The sequence below is a fragment of the Parvularcula sp. IMCC14364 genome, assembly GCF_030758415.1.
Classification (GTDB): domain Bacteria; phylum Pseudomonadota; class Alphaproteobacteria; order Caulobacterales; family Parvularculaceae; genus Aquisalinus.
Genome location: NZ_CP132334.1, coordinates 1,601,663 through 1,618,993, shown reverse-complemented (window position 1 = coordinate 1,618,993; position 17,331 = coordinate 1,601,663). Strand labels below are relative to the sequence as shown.

Annotated in this window: 17 protein-coding genes; 8 read left to right on the top strand and 9 right to left on the bottom strand. The window is 52.1% G+C overall.

Annotated elements, in window-relative coordinates:
- Positions 1 to 16: 16 nt before the first annotated feature.
- The gene (locus RAL90_RS07765; RefSeq protein ID WP_306253948.1) at positions 17 to 544 is read left to right on the top strand and encodes a hypothetical protein; all 528 of its coding nucleotides are present in this window, start codon (positions 17 to 19) and stop codon (positions 542 to 544) included.
- A gap of 168 nt (positions 545 to 712) precedes the next feature.
- Positions 713 to 1,711 carry a cation diffusion facilitator family transporter gene (locus tag RAL90_RS07760; protein WP_306253947.1) on the top strand — a complete coding sequence of 333 codons (999 nt, stop codon included), beginning with the start codon at positions 713 to 715 and terminating at the stop codon, positions 1,709 to 1,711.
- 18 nt (positions 1,712 to 1,729) lie between these two features.
- On the opposite strand, the gene RAL90_RS07755 is transcribed toward RAL90_RS07760, so the two are convergent.
- A complete protein-coding gene (locus tag RAL90_RS07755) occupies positions 1,730 to 3,058 on the bottom strand; it encodes a putative O-glycosylation ligase, exosortase A system-associated (protein WP_306253946.1) in 1,329 nt (442 codons plus the stop codon).
- Positions 3,059 to 3,137: 79 nt separating this feature from the next.
- The gene (gene uvrA, locus RAL90_RS07750; RefSeq protein ID WP_306253945.1) at positions 3,138 to 6,056 is read right to left on the bottom strand and encodes an excinuclease ABC subunit UvrA; all 2,919 of its coding nucleotides are present in this window, start codon (positions 6,054 to 6,056) and stop codon (positions 3,138 to 3,140) included.
- Positions 6,057 to 6,242: 186 nt separating this feature from the next.
- Between uvrA and ssb the strand changes: the two genes are divergently transcribed.
- The 6 genes from ssb to RAL90_RS07720 all read left to right on the top strand — a co-directional run bounded on the left by ssb (position 6,243) and on the right by RAL90_RS07720 (position 12,350).
- The gene (ssb, locus tag RAL90_RS07745; RefSeq protein ID WP_306253944.1) at positions 6,243 to 6,725 is read left to right on the top strand and encodes a single-stranded DNA-binding protein; all 483 of its coding nucleotides are present in this window, start codon (positions 6,243 to 6,245) and stop codon (positions 6,723 to 6,725) included.
- 123 nt (positions 6,726 to 6,848) lie between these two features.
- Positions 6,849 to 7,247 (top strand): VOC family protein, encoded by a 399-nt coding sequence (locus RAL90_RS07740; RefSeq protein WP_372340452.1) that lies wholly within the window; start codon positions 6,849 to 6,851, stop codon positions 7,245 to 7,247.
- Positions 7,248 to 7,249: 2 nt separating this feature from the next.
- Positions 7,250 to 7,702, top strand: coding sequence for a DUF6265 family protein (locus tag RAL90_RS07735; protein ID WP_306253942.1), 453 nt, complete (start codon positions 7,250 to 7,252; stop codon positions 7,700 to 7,702).
- A gap of 95 nt (positions 7,703 to 7,797) precedes the next feature.
- A complete protein-coding gene (locus RAL90_RS07730) occupies positions 7,798 to 8,586 on the top strand; it encodes an SDR family NAD(P)-dependent oxidoreductase (protein ID WP_372340451.1) in 789 nt (262 codons plus the stop codon).
- Entirely contained in the window at positions 8,579 to 10,672 is a 2,094-nt protein-coding gene (locus RAL90_RS07725) for a hydantoinase/oxoprolinase family protein (protein ID WP_306253940.1), read from the top strand. Before RAL90_RS07730 ends, RAL90_RS07725 begins: the two co-directional genes overlap by 8 nt.
- Positions 10,662 to 12,350 (top strand): hydantoinase B/oxoprolinase family protein, encoded by a 1,689-nt coding sequence (locus RAL90_RS07720; protein WP_306253939.1) that lies wholly within the window; start codon positions 10,662 to 10,664, stop codon positions 12,348 to 12,350. Before RAL90_RS07725 ends, RAL90_RS07720 begins: the two co-directional genes overlap by 11 nt.
- Here the strand turns inward: RAL90_RS07720 and RAL90_RS07715 are convergent.
- From RAL90_RS07715 to moaA, 7 genes are read right to left on the bottom strand one after another with little or no spacing between them, the layout of a single operon-like run.
- Positions 12,303 to 13,304: a YeiH family protein gene (locus RAL90_RS07715; protein ID WP_306253938.1), complete on the bottom strand. Its 1,002-nt coding sequence runs from the start codon at positions 13,302 to 13,304 to the stop codon at positions 12,303 to 12,305. The two genes, RAL90_RS07720 and RAL90_RS07715, sit on opposite strands and share 48 nt — an antisense overlap.
- Positions 13,304 to 14,506 carry a gephyrin-like molybdotransferase Glp gene (gene glp, locus RAL90_RS07710; protein ID WP_306253937.1) on the bottom strand — a complete coding sequence of 401 codons (1,203 nt, stop codon included), beginning with the start codon at positions 14,504 to 14,506 and terminating at the stop codon, positions 13,304 to 13,306. The genes RAL90_RS07715 and glp overlap by 1 nt, the downstream gene beginning before the upstream one ends.
- Positions 14,503 to 14,994, bottom strand: a complete 492-nt coding sequence (moaC, locus tag RAL90_RS07705) for a cyclic pyranopterin monophosphate synthase MoaC (protein ID WP_306253936.1) — start codon at positions 14,992 to 14,994, stop codon at positions 14,503 to 14,505. The genes glp and moaC overlap by 4 nt, the downstream gene beginning before the upstream one ends.
- A gap of 4 nt (positions 14,995 to 14,998) precedes the next feature.
- Positions 14,999 to 15,529 carry a molybdenum cofactor biosynthesis protein B gene (moaB, locus tag RAL90_RS07700; RefSeq protein WP_306253935.1) on the bottom strand — a complete coding sequence of 177 codons (531 nt, stop codon included), beginning with the start codon at positions 15,527 to 15,529 and terminating at the stop codon, positions 14,999 to 15,001.
- Positions 15,516 to 15,977, bottom strand: coding sequence for a molybdenum cofactor biosynthesis protein MoaE (locus RAL90_RS07695; protein ID WP_306253934.1), 462 nt, complete (start codon positions 15,975 to 15,977; stop codon positions 15,516 to 15,518). The genes moaB and RAL90_RS07695 overlap by 14 nt, the downstream gene beginning before the upstream one ends.
- A 2-nt stretch (positions 15,978 to 15,979) precedes the next feature.
- Positions 15,980 to 16,225 (bottom strand): molybdopterin converting factor subunit 1, encoded by a 246-nt coding sequence (moaD, locus tag RAL90_RS16335; protein ID WP_372340416.1) that lies wholly within the window; start codon positions 16,223 to 16,225, stop codon positions 15,980 to 15,982.
- Between the two features lie 4 nt (positions 16,226 to 16,229).
- A complete protein-coding gene (moaA, locus tag RAL90_RS07690; protein ID WP_306253933.1) occupies positions 16,230 to 17,270 on the bottom strand; it encodes a GTP 3',8-cyclase MoaA in 1,041 nt (346 codons plus the stop codon).
- Between the last annotated feature and the right edge of the window lie 61 nt (positions 17,271 to 17,331).

Sequence of the window (17,331 nt, the reverse complement as noted above, 5' to 3'; positions counted from 1 at the left end):
CTTTGAAGGATACGGCATGTTCAGAAAATTATCGTGTCTGTTTGCAGGCGCTGCTGTTGTCATGACCGGCTGCGCATCAGTCAGTGAAAGTATCTCCAATCGGATGCCCGCGCGTGAGGTTGCCAAGGCCCCCACACAGCCCCGCAACGTGAATGCAACCGAAGCGCCGGATGTGCAGGCGTTGTCCAAAGCATCCCTGCCTGCGGGCAAATGCGGCATGTTATTATGGACCCTCAATGAAAGAGAACCTGTGCTGGTCTTTCAGGCCGTCGAAGGTGAGGGGGCAGAAATGATGATTGAAGGTGCTGATACGCGCCTCAGTCTGACTAGCCAGTCTGGCGAGAGCCGTTATGGTATAACATCCAGTCAGCAGTACACGTCGATTGACCCGGACACCGATCTTGTATCCGTCAATGTTGACGCATCATTCGGCCTTGGTTTCGAGGGGGGCGTCTATGTGGAAAACGGCTTGATAACGCTGACAAATCGTCAGGGATGGGAACGCCTTCTTCCGGTTGCCGGACTGACCGGATGTCGTGCCTGAACACACGTTACAAGATATATCATGTTTGTATTACAATCGTGCAAAAAGAGATATTATAACTTAACATAATGTTTTTGTTACAGAATTTTTCATTTCTCTTGCTCGCATAACCCAAATTGTTCTATGTACTCCTCAAGTTGCCCAACCTGAGAGAGAGCACTTTTACCCATGAGTTCGTCTCACCATCACCATCATCATGGTTCCTGTGCGGATGAATCTGCTGACAGGCAGAGGCTGCTTTTTGCTTTCGTCATTATTTTCGTTTTCATGATCGTCGAGTTTTTCGGGGGATTGCTGTCTGGCTCACTGGCGCTTATGGCCGATGCAGGACACATGGCGACCGATGCCGGGGCATTGTTCCTTGCGCTGATGGCCAAATGGCTGACTGCCAAAAGCACAGACGCTGACCGCTTTCCGTACGGACTCAAACGTGCGCAGGTTCTCGCAGGCTTTTTGAATGGCGTCGGGCTGATTGTGCTCGTGGCCTGGCTATTCTGGGAGTCTGCGCATCGGATGTTCAATCCGCAGGAAATTTCTGCGGGCCTCATGCTGACCGTCGCCGTGCTGGGTCTTGGGGCTAACATCGCTGCATTTTACATACTCCACCGGGGCAACATGGAGGACCTGAATATGCGGGGGGCCATGCTGCATGTCCTTGCTGATATTTTTGGTTCTGCTGCAGCGATCATTTCAGCGCTTGTGATTATGGCCACAGGCTGGGTGACCATTGATGTATTGCTGACTGTCATTGTGTCAGCCCTGATCCTGCGCTCAGCATTCCCGCTGCTGAATGATGCCGCGCGCGTTCTTCTGCAGGGAGCTCCCAGGGATTTTGACTCAGAGGAAATGATTGGCCGACTGAAAGCGAAAGTGCCCGCAATTTCCAATATCCATGAATTACAAATCTGGATGCTGACCCCGCAGGATCCAAGACTGGTGATGCATATTCAGGTTGATGGCCCGTCACGGGCGCAGGCTGTGCTGCATTCGGTCAAGGAGATACTGGCCACGGAATATAACATTCACCACTCGACCATTCAGGTGGAATGTCCCGACTGTCCTGACGAAAACATCTTTCACAATGACCCTGACCGCAACAGCAGTGAAAGCGAAGAGACAGAACCGGCGGCTGGCCATTATCACAAGGCACAGGAAGCCTCGGCCTGATCCCCCTCTTTGTACTGCTTAGACGCGGTGTTGATACCCTTTGGCGAGGGGCCGCAGAACATAGGCACGCTCTGGCGCGACCTGCACTGCAAAGCGTCCGGCCTTTGCCGGTGCCACGACTTTCCCGCCCACAGTGGCAAGAGAGCCGATCAGCGCCATGATGATCAAATAGCCCTCCCACATCTCCAGTGACACGGAGGCGGCCGCAACGCCGAAAATAGCCAGGGACGCCACGGCATTGAGGGCAAAGTCAGCCCGCCACTTCCCGGTCTCCGCATGACGGTATTTTCGGCTTGCCAGAAAGGCCATCAGCACCGCTGTGCCCAGCAGCAGAAGATAGATTGCAAGCCCGACAAAGCCTGTACCGCCCATGATCTCAAAATAGATACTATGTGCAGCTCTGGCGTCGCGATATGGCTCCACCTGATTGGCGATGGCCTGTTGATAGGAGTTGCGCAAGCCCGCACCGGTCAGGGGATGCGCCTGTGCCAGCTCGTAGTTGATCACCCACGCATCCACACGTTGCAGGAAAGACGCGTCCTCATCGGCATTCTGGATCGTTGCCATACGATCCTTCCAGACATCCGGCAGCAGATTGAGCCCTACAGGCACGATAATCGCGAGCGCTGCCGCTCCGATAATCATGTTGCGCCACGAGCGGATCAGGATCATGCCGGCAAAGACACCAAGTGCCACAAATGCGCCGCGTGAATGCGTGCCCAGAATGGCGATGATGGAGAGCAGAAGCACCACCTGGATCCCGCGCTTGAGGTGCAGGCTGGCAGCCTGACCCTGCAGATACAGGAACAGGGGCAGGGTGACGGCCAGCGCGATCCCCATATGATTGTTGTCGTACAGAACAGTGTCTTCAAGGCCGAAATAAATCCGCTGCCCGAATGTGAGCAGCGTATAAACACCGCCCTTGGCGCCATAAAATCCCATGACAATGGCAAACAGCCAGAGCAGGGCATGAAACCGCAGCCGCGTCGTCACCATGATCATGCACAGCATGATAAAGATAATGATCTTGATAAAGCGGCTGTAAAACTCCCCGGAGAAACCGGGATCGAGTGACTGTGTCTGGGCAATCCACAGCCAGAAACCAAAAACAGCCAGCAGGATCATTAACGGATTGAGCCGGACCCGCTCATATTCCTGATGCAGGAAGAAGGCGATGAAGGTGACCCCGGCAATGAGAGTGTTGAGGGGCAGGCTCGCAGCCGCATAGGCTGCCTGTTGCGGGGTTGCCAGCGTGAACCAGGCCCATAACAGGATGCCCACAAAGGGGTATCTCAGGGTGATCCCGAGGCTGCTCAGGATAAACAGTATGAGTAACAGATCACGCATCAGACAGGCCGTTTACACTTAATGCAGCATGTTATCCGAATTTGGTAAACAGGTTCCTGTTATCCGTGTATCCTTCAGGTCAGGCGGCTTTGCGCTTCTTACGGGGCGCTTTTTTCGCCGCTTTCTTGCGCGCCGTCTGGCCCGTTGCGGGCTTGGCCAGCACTTCTTTCAGAAACTGTCCGGTATAGCTGCGCCTGGCGGCTGCCACGTCTTCCGGCGTACCGGCAGCGACAATTTCACCGCCACCATCACCGCCCTCGGGGCCGAGATCGATAATCCAGTCCGCCTGTTTGATCACTTCCAGATTGTGCTCGATGATGACAACCGTATTGCCCTGGTTAACCAGCTCCTGAATGACCTCCATCAGTCGGCGCACATCTTCAAAATGCAGACCCGTGGTAGGTTCATCCAGAATATACAGGGTGCGGCCTGTCGCCCGCTTTGACAGCTCCTTGGAGAGTTTGACCCGCTGTGCTTCCCCGCCGGAAAGTGTCGTCGCCTGTTGTCCGATCTTGATGTAGGAAAGCCCCACCTGATTGAGTGTATCCATCTTGTCGCGGATTGCCGGCACGGCAGAAAAGAACTTCGCGCCTTCTTCCACCGTCATATCCAGAACGTCCGCGATGGACTTGCCCTTGAATTCCACTTCAAGCGTCTCGCGATTATAGCGTTTGCCCTTGCACACGTCGCAGGTGACATAAACATCGGGCAGGAAGTGCATTTCGATCTTGATAACGCCGTCACCCTGACAGGCTTCACAGCGCCCGCCCTTCACATTGAACGAAAACCGGCCGGGTTTGTATCCGCGCGCCTTTGCTTCCGGCAGACCCGCAAACCATTCCCGGATCGGGGTGAAGGCGCCTGTATAGGTGGCAGGGTTTGAGCGCGGTGTGCGGCCAATGGGTGACTGGTCAATGTCAATCACCTTGTCGAGATGCTCCAGACCCTGAATATCGTCATGCTTGCCCGGCACCTGTTTGGATTTCATCAGTTTGCGGGAGGCCGCCTTGAAAAGAGTTTCAATCGTCAGTGTTGACTTGCCGCCGCCGGAAACGCCGGTCACGCAGGTCAAAACCCCGAGTGGAAATTCGGCTGTGACATTCTGAAGATTATTGGAAGAAGCCCCACTGATTTTGACCATCCGCGTCTGGTCCACCGGGCGGCGCTCATCGGGCACCGGCACCCCGCGCCGACCTGCGAGATAGTCTCCGGTCAGACTGTCCTTGTTCGCCATGATCTGCTTTGGCGTTCCGTCCGCGACAATTCTGCCGCCATGCACGCCTGCGCCGGGGCCAATATCAATCACATGGTCAGCGGTCCGGATGGCGTCTTCATCATGCTCTACCACAATGACGGAATTGCCCATGTCACGTAAGTTTGTCAGCGTCTCCAGCAGGCGCTGGTTATCGCGCTGGTGCAGGCCGATGGACGGCTCATCCAGCACATACAGAACACCTGTCAGGCCGGAGCCAATTTGGGAAGCCAGTCTGATGCGCTGGCTTTCGCCTCCTGATAACGTGCCGGAAGCACGAGACAGCGAAAGATAATCCAGCCCGACATTGTTCAGAAAATGCAGACGGTCCCGAATTTCCTTCAGGATGCGCGCAGCAATCGATTTTTCCTTGCGGGTGAGCGTCTTCTCGACATCTGTAAACCATGCACTTGCGTCCTTGATGGACTTCCGGGTGGCATCGGACACGTGTAACCCGTCAATCTTCACGGCCAGCGCTTCTGGCTTCAGGCGATATCCATCGCATACGTCGCAATGGGCGATGGACTGAAACTTCTCCATTTCCTCCCGCACCCATTGAGAGTCAGTCTCGCGCCAGCGCCGTTCCAGATTGGGAATCACCCCCTCAAACGGTTTAACGGTTTCATACCGGCGCAGGCCATCATCATACACAAACTGGATATCTTCGCCTTTGGTCCCCCAGAGAACCTTGTCCTGCTGTTTTTTCGTCAGCTCACGCCATGTATTTTCAACGGTAAACCCGTAATGCTCCCCCAGCGCCGCAAGCGTTTGCGTATAATACGGGCTTTGTGTCTTCGACCAGGCCGCAATCGCGCCCTCACGTAAGGTTTTGTTCTTGTCGGGTACCACCAGATCCTCATCAAAGAACATCTGCGTGCCCAACCCGTCACAGGTTGGGCAGGCACCGAACGGATTATTGAAAGAGAAAAGGCGTGGTTCGATCTCGTCGATGGTAAAGCCAGAGACAGGGCAGGCGAACTTCGCGGAAAAGATCGTCCGCTCAGCGTTGCCGTCATCATCTTTTTTATCAGCACTTTCAGCCACGGCGATGCCGTCGGCAAGCTCAAGGGCTGTTTCAAAACTCTCCGCCAAACGGCTTTCGATGCCGTCCTTGATGACAATCCGGTCAACGACCACATCAATTTCGTGCTTCAGCTTCTTGTTCAGGGCCGGAACATCCGCGATGTCGTAAAATGTGCCATCCACCTTCACGCGCTGGAAGCCCTTTTTCATCAGGTCAGCGAACTCTTTTTTATACTCGCCCTTCCGTCCACGAATGATTGGGGCCAGCAGGTAAAAGCGGCTCTTCTCCGGCTCCCCCATCAGTCGGTCAACCATTTCTGAAACGGTCTGTGACGTAATCGGCAGGCCTGTTGCCGGGGAATAGGGCACGCCGATCCGGGCCCAGAGCAGGCGCATATAGTCATAGATTTCCGTCACTGTCCCGACGGTTGAGCGCGGATTGCGCGACGTGGTTTTCTGCTCAATGGAAATTGCCGGTGACAGACCTTCAATCTGGTCCACATCCGGTTTCTGCATCAGTTCCAGAAACTGCCGTGCATAGGCCGACAGGCTTTCCACATAGCGCCGCTGTCCTTCGGCATAGATGGTGTCAAAGGCCAGAGAGGACTTCCCCGAGCCCGAGAGGCCGGTAATCACGACCAGCTTGTCGCGCGGAATATCAACCGTAATATCCTTGAGGTTATGTTCACGTGCGCCGGCAATGTGGATTGTCTTCAGGGGCATGGAAATTCTTTCGCTTGGTAAACACGTTAGATAAAGCAGCGAGTCGCGCTTGACAAAAAGAACAAAATATGAACATACTGGAATGTGTGATATAGAGCGAAGCTGTGGAAAACTTGTCGTCCGGGCAGGCGCAAGCCGCATTAAGGTATGGCTCTTTATTTGGGTATCCGGAACTGGAGGTATGAGATGGCAGGAAGTGTAAACAAGGTAATTCTGGTGGGCAATCTGGGGGCAGACCCGGAAGTGCGACAGTTTCAGAATGGCGGCTCCGTCTGCTCCCTTTCTCTGGCAACATCCGAGAACTGGAAAGACAAGAACACGGGCGAGCGCCGGGAGAAAACGGAATGGCACCGGGTTTCTATCTTCTCCGAGGGGCTTGTGCGCGTGGCGTCCCAGTATTTGAAGAAAGGTTCCAAGGTTTATCTTGAGGGCCAGCTGGAAACGCGCAAGTGGCAGGACCAGAACGGGCAGGACCGCTACACGACGGAGGTTGTGTTGCGTGGCTATAATTCGAACCTCACCATGCTTGATGGCCGGGGCGAAGGCGGTGGTGCCAGCATGGGCGGCGGCTATGGCCAGCAGATTTCCGGTGGTCAGGGCGGCATGAATGAGGGCCCGCCACAAGGCGGTGGCCAGAGCTTTGAATTGGATGATGAAATCCCGTTCTAAAGATCTGTAACGGCACCGCAAAAGTCAGAGACTGTCATGCTGAAAAATATTTCGATTTATATGTTTCTGGTTTTGCTTTCCGGCTGTCTGGTGGCGGAACAAAATAACAGCGAGGAGGCCGTCATGACATCCCGTAATGACCTTGGCATCGACTATATTGAGTTTCCGGCGACAGATATGGCAGCGACCAAGGCCTTCTATGCGGCCGCATTTGGTTGGCAGTTTACAGATTACGGCCCTGACTATGCGTCATTCGACAAAGCCAGCGCCGGCATGGATGGTGGCTTTACCACCGAAACAGAGGTTCGCCCCACGGGCACTCTCGCTGTTCTATATGCAGCAGATCTTGAGGCTGCTCTGGAGAAAGTGAAGGCTGCCGGGGGTGAAATTGTGCAGGATATTTTTTCTTTTCCCGGTGGGCGCCGCTTTCACTTTCGCGACCCCAGCGGAAATGAGCTGGCTGTCTGGACAATGGCCGCTGAAACAATGACCAATGAAGCAATGGCCACTGAAGGAGAATAGCCATGCTCTTTTCGGGCCTTGCAACCACAATATTCGCTGCAACTACATTGCTGACAACATCAGCACCGGCAGATGATTTTTCCTGGGTCGAAGGCTGTTGGCAGGCTGATCAGGGCCAGACGAAGGAGATTTGGTCAGAAGAGTTCGGCGGCGTGCGTTTCGGCTACGCGGTTACCTTGAATGAACAGGGCAAGGCCGGTTTTTACGAACAGATGGTCATCCATGAAACTGACAAGGGGTGGGCGTTCACGGCCCTGACCCGCGGCAATGGTCTTCCAGTATCTTTTCCGCTTGTGGGGACAGCATCTCAGGAAGCAACATTTGAAAACCCTGATCACGATTTCCCGCAAAAAATTCGCTACTACCGCGTCGAAGAAAAATTATTCGCCGATGTGACCGACTTGAGTGGCGATAATGGCTTTACCGCGAAACTGCAGCCTTGCAGCGCGGAATAAAAAAAAATCGCGCACTTGTTCGCCGCAACATAACATCATCTGATGCCTTGCGCGTTGCCCTTGAATACGGGCTATAACACCTCTTGAAACAGGAGATGTGGGTGCTCGATTTTTCAGGAAAAACAGTTCTCGTAACCGGCGCTGCCACAGGCATCGGGGCCGCATGTGCCGACGCATTTGCCCGTCAGGGTGCGAGCATCGCACTGGCAGATATTGACGAGAAAAAAAATATTGCAACGGCAGAGAAAATTTCTGCCGACCATGGCGTTAATACGCTCCCTGTCACCTGTGACGTTGCCAGTGAAGAAGCCTGCCAAGAACTGGTTGAGGCTGCGGAAAAAAAATTCGGCACGATTGATGTGCTCATAAATAATGCTGGCACCATCCGCACGGGCAATGTGCTTGATCTTGATGTTAAAGACTTTGATGCAATCCTGAACGTCAATCTGCGTGCATGTTTCGTCCTGACCCAGCTGGTTGCCCGGCAAATGACGGCAAAAAAAATCCGCGGATCGATTATCAACATGTCATCGCTGAATTCCGTCCTGGCGATTCCGGATCAGGTTGCATACGTCACCTCCAAAGGCGGCCTGCAGCAACTCACCAAGGCTTCCGCGCTGGGACTTGCGGAACATGGTATCCGTGTTAACGCGATTGGCCCCGGCTCCATCATGACGGACATTTTCAAAGTGGTCATGAACGATGAAGCTGCCAAGAAAAAAATTCTGGCACGCACACCGCTTGGCCGCGTAGGGGAGGTCGAGGAAATTGCGTCGGTAGCGCTCTTTCTGGCCAGCGACATGGCATCCTATATAACCGGGCAGACTATTTTCCCCGATGGGGGGCGATCAGCCCTGAACTATACCGTGCCCGTCCATGAATAAGCCCCGCCTTGCCGTAGATATTGGCGGGACATTTACCGATGTCGTGCTGGAGATGGCTGACGGAAGTCGGCGCACTACAAAGACGCTCACGACACATCACGCCCCCGCACAAGGCGTTCTGTCAGCCATTCAGGAAGTGATGCGCGCCTCTGAGATTTCGCCAGAAAATCTGGGCATGATCGTTCATGGCACAACTCTGGCGACAAACGCCCTGATCGAGAGGCGGGGGGCAAAGACCGCACTGCTCACCACACAAGGCCATCGAGACTCTCTGGAAATGGCGTATGAGAACCGCTTTGAACAATATGATATCAACATAGATCGCCCTCAGCCATTGGTGCCAAGGTGGTTGCGCCTGCCTGTGCGAGAAAGAATGGACAAGGATGGAAATATTCTCGTCCCGCTCGACGAAAAAAGCGTGACAGACCTTTTGCCCACTCTCGACAGCGAGGAAGTGCAGAGCGTCGCAATCGGTTTTCTTCATGCCTATGCGAACAGAACGCATGAAGAGCAGGTTGCTGATCTGCTTGCGCATCATCGCCCGCATCTGTCACTGACTCTCGCCAGTGAAGTTGCCCCTGAAATCCGTGAATATGAGAGATTATCCACAGCCGTCGCAAACGCCTATGTGCGGCCGCTGCTGGCGGACTATCTCCACGACCTTTCATCACAAATAACAGCATACGGCTTTACGTGCCCGTTTTATCTTATTTCCTCCGGTGCCGGATTACTCACGGTTGAGATTGCAGCAAGATTTCCCATACGTCTTGTGGAATCTGGTCCAGCTGGCGGCGCCATATTGGCCAGCAGTATCGCGAGAGAATGTGAAGCCCGTTCTGTCATCTCTTATGATATGGGGGGCACAACAGCAAAGCTCTGTCTGATTGATGCATATGAGCCTAAAACTTCCCGTACGTTTGAAGTGGACCGATCCTACAGGTTCAAAAAAGGATCAGGCTTGCCAGTGCGTATACCGGTGATCGAAATGGTTGAAATTGGGGCAGGGGGAGGCTCCATTGCCAGCGTCGACAAGTTGAACCGTATTCAGGCCGGCCCCGAAAGTGCTGGCTCTGAGCCTGGCCCCGCCGCCTATAATAAGGGAGGGTCCAGTGCAACAACAACAGACGCTGATCTGGTGCTTGGAAAGATAGTACCGGATCGATTTGCAGACGGAAAAATACGTCTGAATGAGCAGGCAGCTCTGGATGCACTGTCGCGCGATATAGCAGAAAAACTTGACCTACAGGTCATGCAGGCAGCTTTCGGATTCAGCGAGGTCGTGGACGAGAATATGTCCAATGCAGCGCGTGCCCATGCCGTTGAGCAAGGTGCCGATATTACTGGCCGAACGATGATGGCTTTTGGGGGTGCCGCCCCCTTACATGCGGCAAGGCTGGCAGAGAAACTTGGTATAGAGGAAATCATTGTGCCAGCAGATGCTGGCGTTGGTTCCGCAATAGGTTTTCTTCTCGCCCCTGTTTCCTACGAAGTTGTCCGTAGTCGGTATATGCTGCTTGACGCGTTGAACGCGAAAGATGTTGAACAACTCGTGCAGGATATGCGCCGCGAGGCGCGCGAAATTGTCGCGCCTGCATTGGGCTCTGAAAAGGTGGAGGAAAACTGTACTGCCTTTATGCGATATGCAGGTCAAGGACACGAAATCGCGATACCGTTCTCACCGGTTAATGATGTTGAAGCCCTTGGCGGGAATTTACGCAGCGCATTCTCTAGCCAGTACAAGCATCTGTTTGGTCGAACGATACCTGACATGCCAGTTGAGATTTTGACATGGTCTTTGGCAATGACTGGCCCGAAACCAAATCAGGAAATGCCACCAGCTCTGTTCTCCACACATAAAGTCACAACGCAGATTTCCCGGCAGGTATTTGATCCATACAAGGAAAAAATGATCTCTTACTCGCTTCATGAACGGACCGACCTGCCACCTGGCAGTATTCTGTCTGGGCCGGCGCTTATTCTGGAGTCACAAACAACGATTGTTGTTACATCAACTTTTGACGCGCGTATTCTGCAAAATGGTCATGTGCTCCTGTACAAAAAGGTGACAGATACGCATGAAGTTTGATGACCTCAAAATACAGCTCGCATGGGACCGGTTAATTGCAATCGTTGAAGAGCAGGCCCAGACCCTGATCCGCACCGCGTTTTCAACCACCGTGCGGGAGGCTGGTGATCTTTCCGCTGGCGTGTTCGACACAAGAGGGCGAATGCTGGCGCAGGCGGTGACAGGGACGCCAGGTCATGTGAATGCCATGGCTGCGTCGGTTGGTTCATTCCTGCGAAAATTTCCTGCGGATACATTATCAGAGGGAGATGTTCTGCTCACAAATGATCCATGGGACGGGACTGGTCATCTCAATGACTTTACTGTTGTGACGCCTGTTTTTCGAAAAGGGCATTGCATCGCTCTATTCGCTGCAACTTCGCATATCGCAGATGTTGGGGGCCTTGGTTTTGGCCCTGATGCGCGCCAGGTTTATGAAGAAGGTTTGTTGATACCGATCGACCACCTCTTCAGTAAAGGCAGATTGAACCATACTTTGCTCACAATTATTCGGGCGAATGTGCGTGACCCAGTCGCAGCAGAGGGAGACCTGTATTCACTATCGGCTTGCAACGATACGGGAGCCAAGCGTCTCAACCAGATGCTGGATGAACTGGCCATTGATGATATTGATCTGATTGGGAATGTCATTATTGAGAATTCTGCTGCTGCAATGCGTGCAGAAATCGTTCAAATACCAAATGGCGTCTATGAGAACGCAATGACCATTGATGGTTATGATGAACCAGTATGTTTATGTGTAAAAGTCAGTGTAGATTATGATAAAATTGAAGTGGACTTTTCCGGCTCGTCAGGAATGCAATCTCACGGCATAAATGTGCCGTTGACCTATACGCAGGCTTACGCCTCTTTTGGAGTGCGGTGCGTGATCGGCGGCGATATTCCCAATAATGCAGGGTCATTAAATCCTGTGCAGGTCAGCGCACCGGAAGGGTCAATTCTGAATGCGCAACGCCCGGCAGCGGTATCGGCCCGCCATACGGTCGGGCAGATGCTGCCGGATGTTGTGCTGGGGGCGCTGGCCAAAGTTATTCCTGACCGGACTCCGGCCGAGGGTGCGTCCTGTCTCTATCTGCCTGTCTTGATGGGGGGAGAGGGTATTTGTGATGGCGCGACTGGCCCGTCTTTTGTGATCAATCCGTTTTATACTGGGGGAACGGGTGCCCGTCCCGGTAAGGACGGTCTGTCATGTACCGCTTTTCCGTCTGGCGTGAAAAACACACCTGTTGAGATCAACGAAGTTTCAGCCCCTGTCATAATGTGGCGAAAAGAATATCTGACAGACAGCGGCGGCGGCGGTGAGCACCGTGGTGGGCTTGGTCAGATTATGGAATTTGAACATGCGCATCAGCAGCCAATGGTGATTTCCAAGATGTTTGACCGTATTGATCATCCGGCAAACGGGCTGGATGGAGGTTTGTCAGGGGGTAAGGGCGGCGCTGGTCTGTCGGATGGTACTAAACTGAGAGGCATGGGCCGCGATGAGGTGCCTGTAAACCAGCGTGTTATTATCAAGACCCCGGGCGGCGGTGGTAAAGGTGATACGACCTTGAGAGATAGAGCCCTTGTGCGAACGGATATCAAGGCCGGATTTGTTTCAGCCGAAGCGGCAAAAAAAGTCTACGGTCTATCAACTGATGAAATTGATCGCGATGGTCGCAGCAACCACGAGGAATAGGGTCTCCGCAATTACAACACCGATATGTGCAGGACCAAGATCGGCAATGGTTTTCAGTGACGTTTTCATCCCCAGTGCGGCTATGGCTGCAATCAAGAGCCACTGTGATGCCCAGTCCATGATGCTTCGAATGGTTTCTGGCAAAAGACCAATACTGTTCACAATAAGGATAATCGCAAAAACCACGGCAAACCAAGGGAACACAGTAAGCGACTTGTCTGCGTTCTCTCCGCGCATCATCAGGGCAATAGTCAGTATGACAAAAGGCAGGCAACAGACGCGAAGCAATTTTACATAAGTGGCAATATGTCCCGCTTCGTCGGAGACGGCATATCCTGCCCCGACGACCTGAGCGACATCGTGTATTGTTGCGCCGATCAGGAAACCTGTCTGCTGATCATCAAAGCCAAAATTAGCAAAAAGAACAGGATAGGCGACCATGGCGATTGTTGACAAAGTCGTGACAGCGATAACAGTAAAAAGCGTATCACGCCTTACAGTGTCGTTTCTCGGCAATACGGATGAAATAGCGAGCGCAGCTGAAGCACCACAGATTGCAACGGCACCACCGGTAAGAATGCCAAAACTTCGGGATTTAGATGTAAAGGCTGAAATTATAATGCCGCTTGAAATTGTCAAAATAATCAGTCCCGGAATAATCAGCACTGGTGCTGCGCCCAGGCTAGCAATCTCTTCGAAAGTAACTTTCGCCCCTAAAAGAGCAACGCCGGTTTTCAACAGTCGTTGGGAGGTAAATTCAATGCCGGGCGTAAACCGCTGTCTTTCTGAGAGAAAATGAAATGCCATCCCGATCAGCAACGCAAACAGCATCGCCGGTGCGCCGTAATGGTCTGAAACAAACCGAGCAGCAGCGGCAATAAGCAAGGCTACGAGTAATCCCGGCACGATGACGGTTGCTTTGTTGCGCAACGCTGAAATATCCAGTGTTGGCATCAGGATGATCTCGTCAGTGTCATAAATTCAGTCAAAGCTCCAGCTTGCAGTTTCTCTGAGTTTGGCTTGCGCCTAATAAGGGCGTTGCAGGAGAGAAAGGGCTTCAAAAGAGAGCTGTCCTGACCCTCTGCTGGATGTAGGAGGATGTTTCCTGACCTGTCCGTTTCGGTAACTGCACGCAGATAGTTTTCCCGTCTACCATTAGCAGGCAGATCAGTCGCGAGTTTGCCAATATGCCATTTTCGCTCTGGCACGGTTTGTCCGGCCAAAGCGCGGATCAGCGGTTGAAGAAACAGGCATGCCGTAACTATGGCAGAGGCAGGATTGCCAGGAAGGCCGAGAACGTTTGTCCTATCCAACGCTCCATACCAAGTCGGTTTGCCCGGTTTCACGGCGACTTTGGAGAAATTTATATTACCCCCGAGCTGGGTAAAAGTTGACCTCACATGATCATAGTCACCAACGGATGCGCCGCCAACTGGTACGATCACATCATGATGACGACCTTGCTCATAAAGTATTGCGATATCGTCCTCAGTGTCCCGGGCGCAGCCAAGGTAAGTGCCAATGCCGCCCCAATGATCGATCAGTGCAGTGAGTGCATAATGGTTAGAGTTTACAATCTTTCCTGGTTCCAGATCACTACCGGGGTCAATCAACTCATCACCAGTTGAAAATAGCGCAATACGTGGTTTTTTATAAACGCATATGTGAGGTATATTTGCCGCCGCGAAAACAGAGCCATGCAGGTGATGAAGCGTTGTGCCGGGCTCGGCGAGGATATCTCCCTTTTGCATATCAATACCAGCCGCACGGATATGTCGCTGTTGATGCTGTTTTTCCCGAATGATTATGTCAGCACCCTGGCGCTCCACATCCTCTTGAATAACGACATGGTCTGCGCCAGCTGGAATCATGGCACCGGTAAAAATCCGTACTGCTTCACTTTTTTTCAAACAGCCAGCATAGGACTTTCCAGCGGGGGCTTCTCCGATGACTTTCAGTGCGTTCCCTTGCTGGGCATCTTCAAAGCGAATAGCATAACCATCCATTGCAGATGCAGGGAAGGGCGGCTGAGTCGTTAATGCGTGTACAGTTTCTGCGCAGACCCGTCCGGATAAACGGCCAAGCGAAACATACTCCGTATCAAGTCCTCTTGCGTTATCTAGCAGAAAATCTAGCGCTTCTTCTACGCTGATCATGATGCTTCGGCAGCACGATGGTAATCACCAGATTTACCACCGGATTTCTCTTGTAGCTCAATCTTCTCAATCAGAATGGCTTTATCAAGGGATTTTGCCATGTCATAGATTGTCAGACACGCGACTGAAACCGCTGTCAGTGCTTCCATTTCAACGCCGGTCTTGCCGCTTGTTTTAACTTCAGCAGTCACAACGAAACTGTTTAGGTGATCATCTGAGATGACGGTCACTGACACACCGCTCAAGGGCAATGGGTGGCATAAGGGAATAAGGTCGCTAGTCCGTTTTGCTCCAATGATCCCGGCGAGTTCTGCAACAAGTCTGATATCGCCTTTGCTACTGTTTCCGTTCTTGATCATGTCATAAATATCGGGTGTAAAACTGACATACCCACGCGCAACGGCGCGCCGAATGCTCTCTTGCTTCCTGGACACATCCACCATCTGTGGGCGTCCGTTTTCATCGAAATGGGTCAATTTGTCAGTCATCTTTTCACTTTTCCCGAAGGCGTGGCATCAGTTCCACCAGATTGCAGGGTTTGTGTCGTGAATCCAGTTGCATGGCGATGACTTTATCCCAACCGTCACGGACGGCTCCGTTTGATCCAGGCAGAGCAAAAATAAACGTGCCTTGGGCAACTCCTGCTGTTGCCCGTGATTGCAGCGTCGAGAGTCCGACTGACTGAAAGCTGACCTGATGGAATATCACGGAAAATCCCTCGATTTTCTTCTCAAACAAAGGCTCGATTGCTTCAGGGGTGACATCCCGGCCCGTCAAGCCGGTCCCCCCGGTGGATATCACCGCATCAATCTCAGGGTCGTTAATCCATGTTTGGACTGTTTCTCTTACCTCTAGAACAGTATCACGAACGATCTTGCGGCCCGCCAACTGATGCCCGGCTGTTTGAATACGCTCTGCAAGAATATCTCCAGATGTATCGTCGGCTTCTGTGCGTGTGTCCGAAACAGTCAGGACAGAGATCCGGACAGGTTTGAAAGTCAGTGTGTTGTCAATACCCGGCATTGTCACGCCACCTTTTTTTGTCCTGATAATCCTGTGCACGAGGTTCAATCCATTCTGCTCCGGTTTCTGTAATCTGTTTTTTCCAGAACAGGGCATCAGCTTTTAGGTAATCCATGATGAAATCTACAGCCTCAAATGCGTCTCGCCGATGTGTCGCCGTGGTCGCAACCAGTACAATATCTTCACCAGAATGAATGGTGCCGATACGGTGTAAAACGAGATAACGCAGTAACCGCCACCTGTTGCAAGCCTGCATGATAATTTCTCTGATACTTTTTTCGGTCAGTACAGGGTGGTGCTCGATAAAAAGAGCATTTACTTCTTGCTTCTGTTCTTTTCCCCTGACGGTGCCGATAAAGCTTGTTGTTGCGCCCCGGCCGTCTGCTTCAGACAGGAACAGGCTTAACTCCGTGGCTGCATTGAAATTTTGTTTAAGTAAGGAGAACATCTTTATCCGCCGCTCACCGGAGGAATGAAGGCGATAGAATCAGTCTCAGTAACAGTATGTTCCCAGGTAACGATCTCCTCGTTTACGATCACGCGCACAGACTGGTCCAGAAGACAGGTGCCGTTATACCTTGTACTGGCCAGCCAAGTGCGCAAAGTAGATGCATCGCTGATGTTATCGGGTAGAGAAACCTGTTCGACCTCGATGTTAAGTTGCTCCCTCAAGCGTCCAAAATATCTGACCTCCATAGGGTTAGCCCCCTGTAACTGACATATGTCGATTGACGGAAGGCGCTTGCCCCCGGCGTGTGATGTTGAAATCGTGACCTTTGGGTTTGCGCATCAGGGCTTCATCTATTTTTTGGGTCAGTTTTGTATTTGTTACATCGTTTCGAAGTGGCGCGCGCAGGTCAACCATACCTTCGTTTCCAAGGCATGTGTATAATTGACCTGTGCATGTAATACGCACACGGTTGCAACTTTCACAAAAATTATGGGAGAGGGGCGATATGAAACCTAAACGACCACCTGTTTCTTCAACAAGCATATACCGGGATGGCCCGGAAGTCTTATACGAAATTGGTGACAAGGTCATTTCTCTGCTGAGGGTCTCTTTAACTGCAGACAGAGGTATATATTGGTCTACTCTGTCTGTTTCTATCTCACCCATCGGCATAGCTTCGATTAAAGATATGTCCATTCCCAAGCTGTGTGCCCATCTGATCATACGGGATAATTCGGAAAGGTTATGGTTTTGGAGAGCAACAGTATTGATTTTAATTTTTATACCAACGGAAAGAGCTGCATCTATGCCGCGCAGCACGGCTGGAAGTTTGTCCCGGCGGGTGATATTTGTGAATTTATCCTGATCCAACGTATCAAGAGAAACATTGATACGTTGCACACCACAATCTGAAAGCTCCTGCGCATAGCGTTCCAGTTGTGTCCCATTTGTTGTCAGCGTCAGTTCTTGCAGAGAGCCTTTTGCCAGATGTAAGGAGAGTGCCTGAAATAAGGACAGGATATCTTTGCGTGTGAGTGGCTCACCGCCAGAGATGCGCAAATGCTGAACACCACGGTCGATAAAGACCATGCATAACCTTTCCAGCTCCTCAAAGTTGAGGAGTTCGTTTCGAGGCAGGAAAGTCATTTTCTCAGACATGCAATAAGTGCAACGCAAGTCGCATCTGTCCGTAACCGAGAGGCGCAGGTAGTTTACCTGGCGCCCGTATTCGTCAATGAGTGGTGAATTTTTGTTCAATTCTTTCAACATCTTGGGTGCGTTTATACGCATTTTTTGAGCTCTATAGCCAGTCACTTGTTGCGACGTTAGAGATAGTCCGAGGGTTCTCACC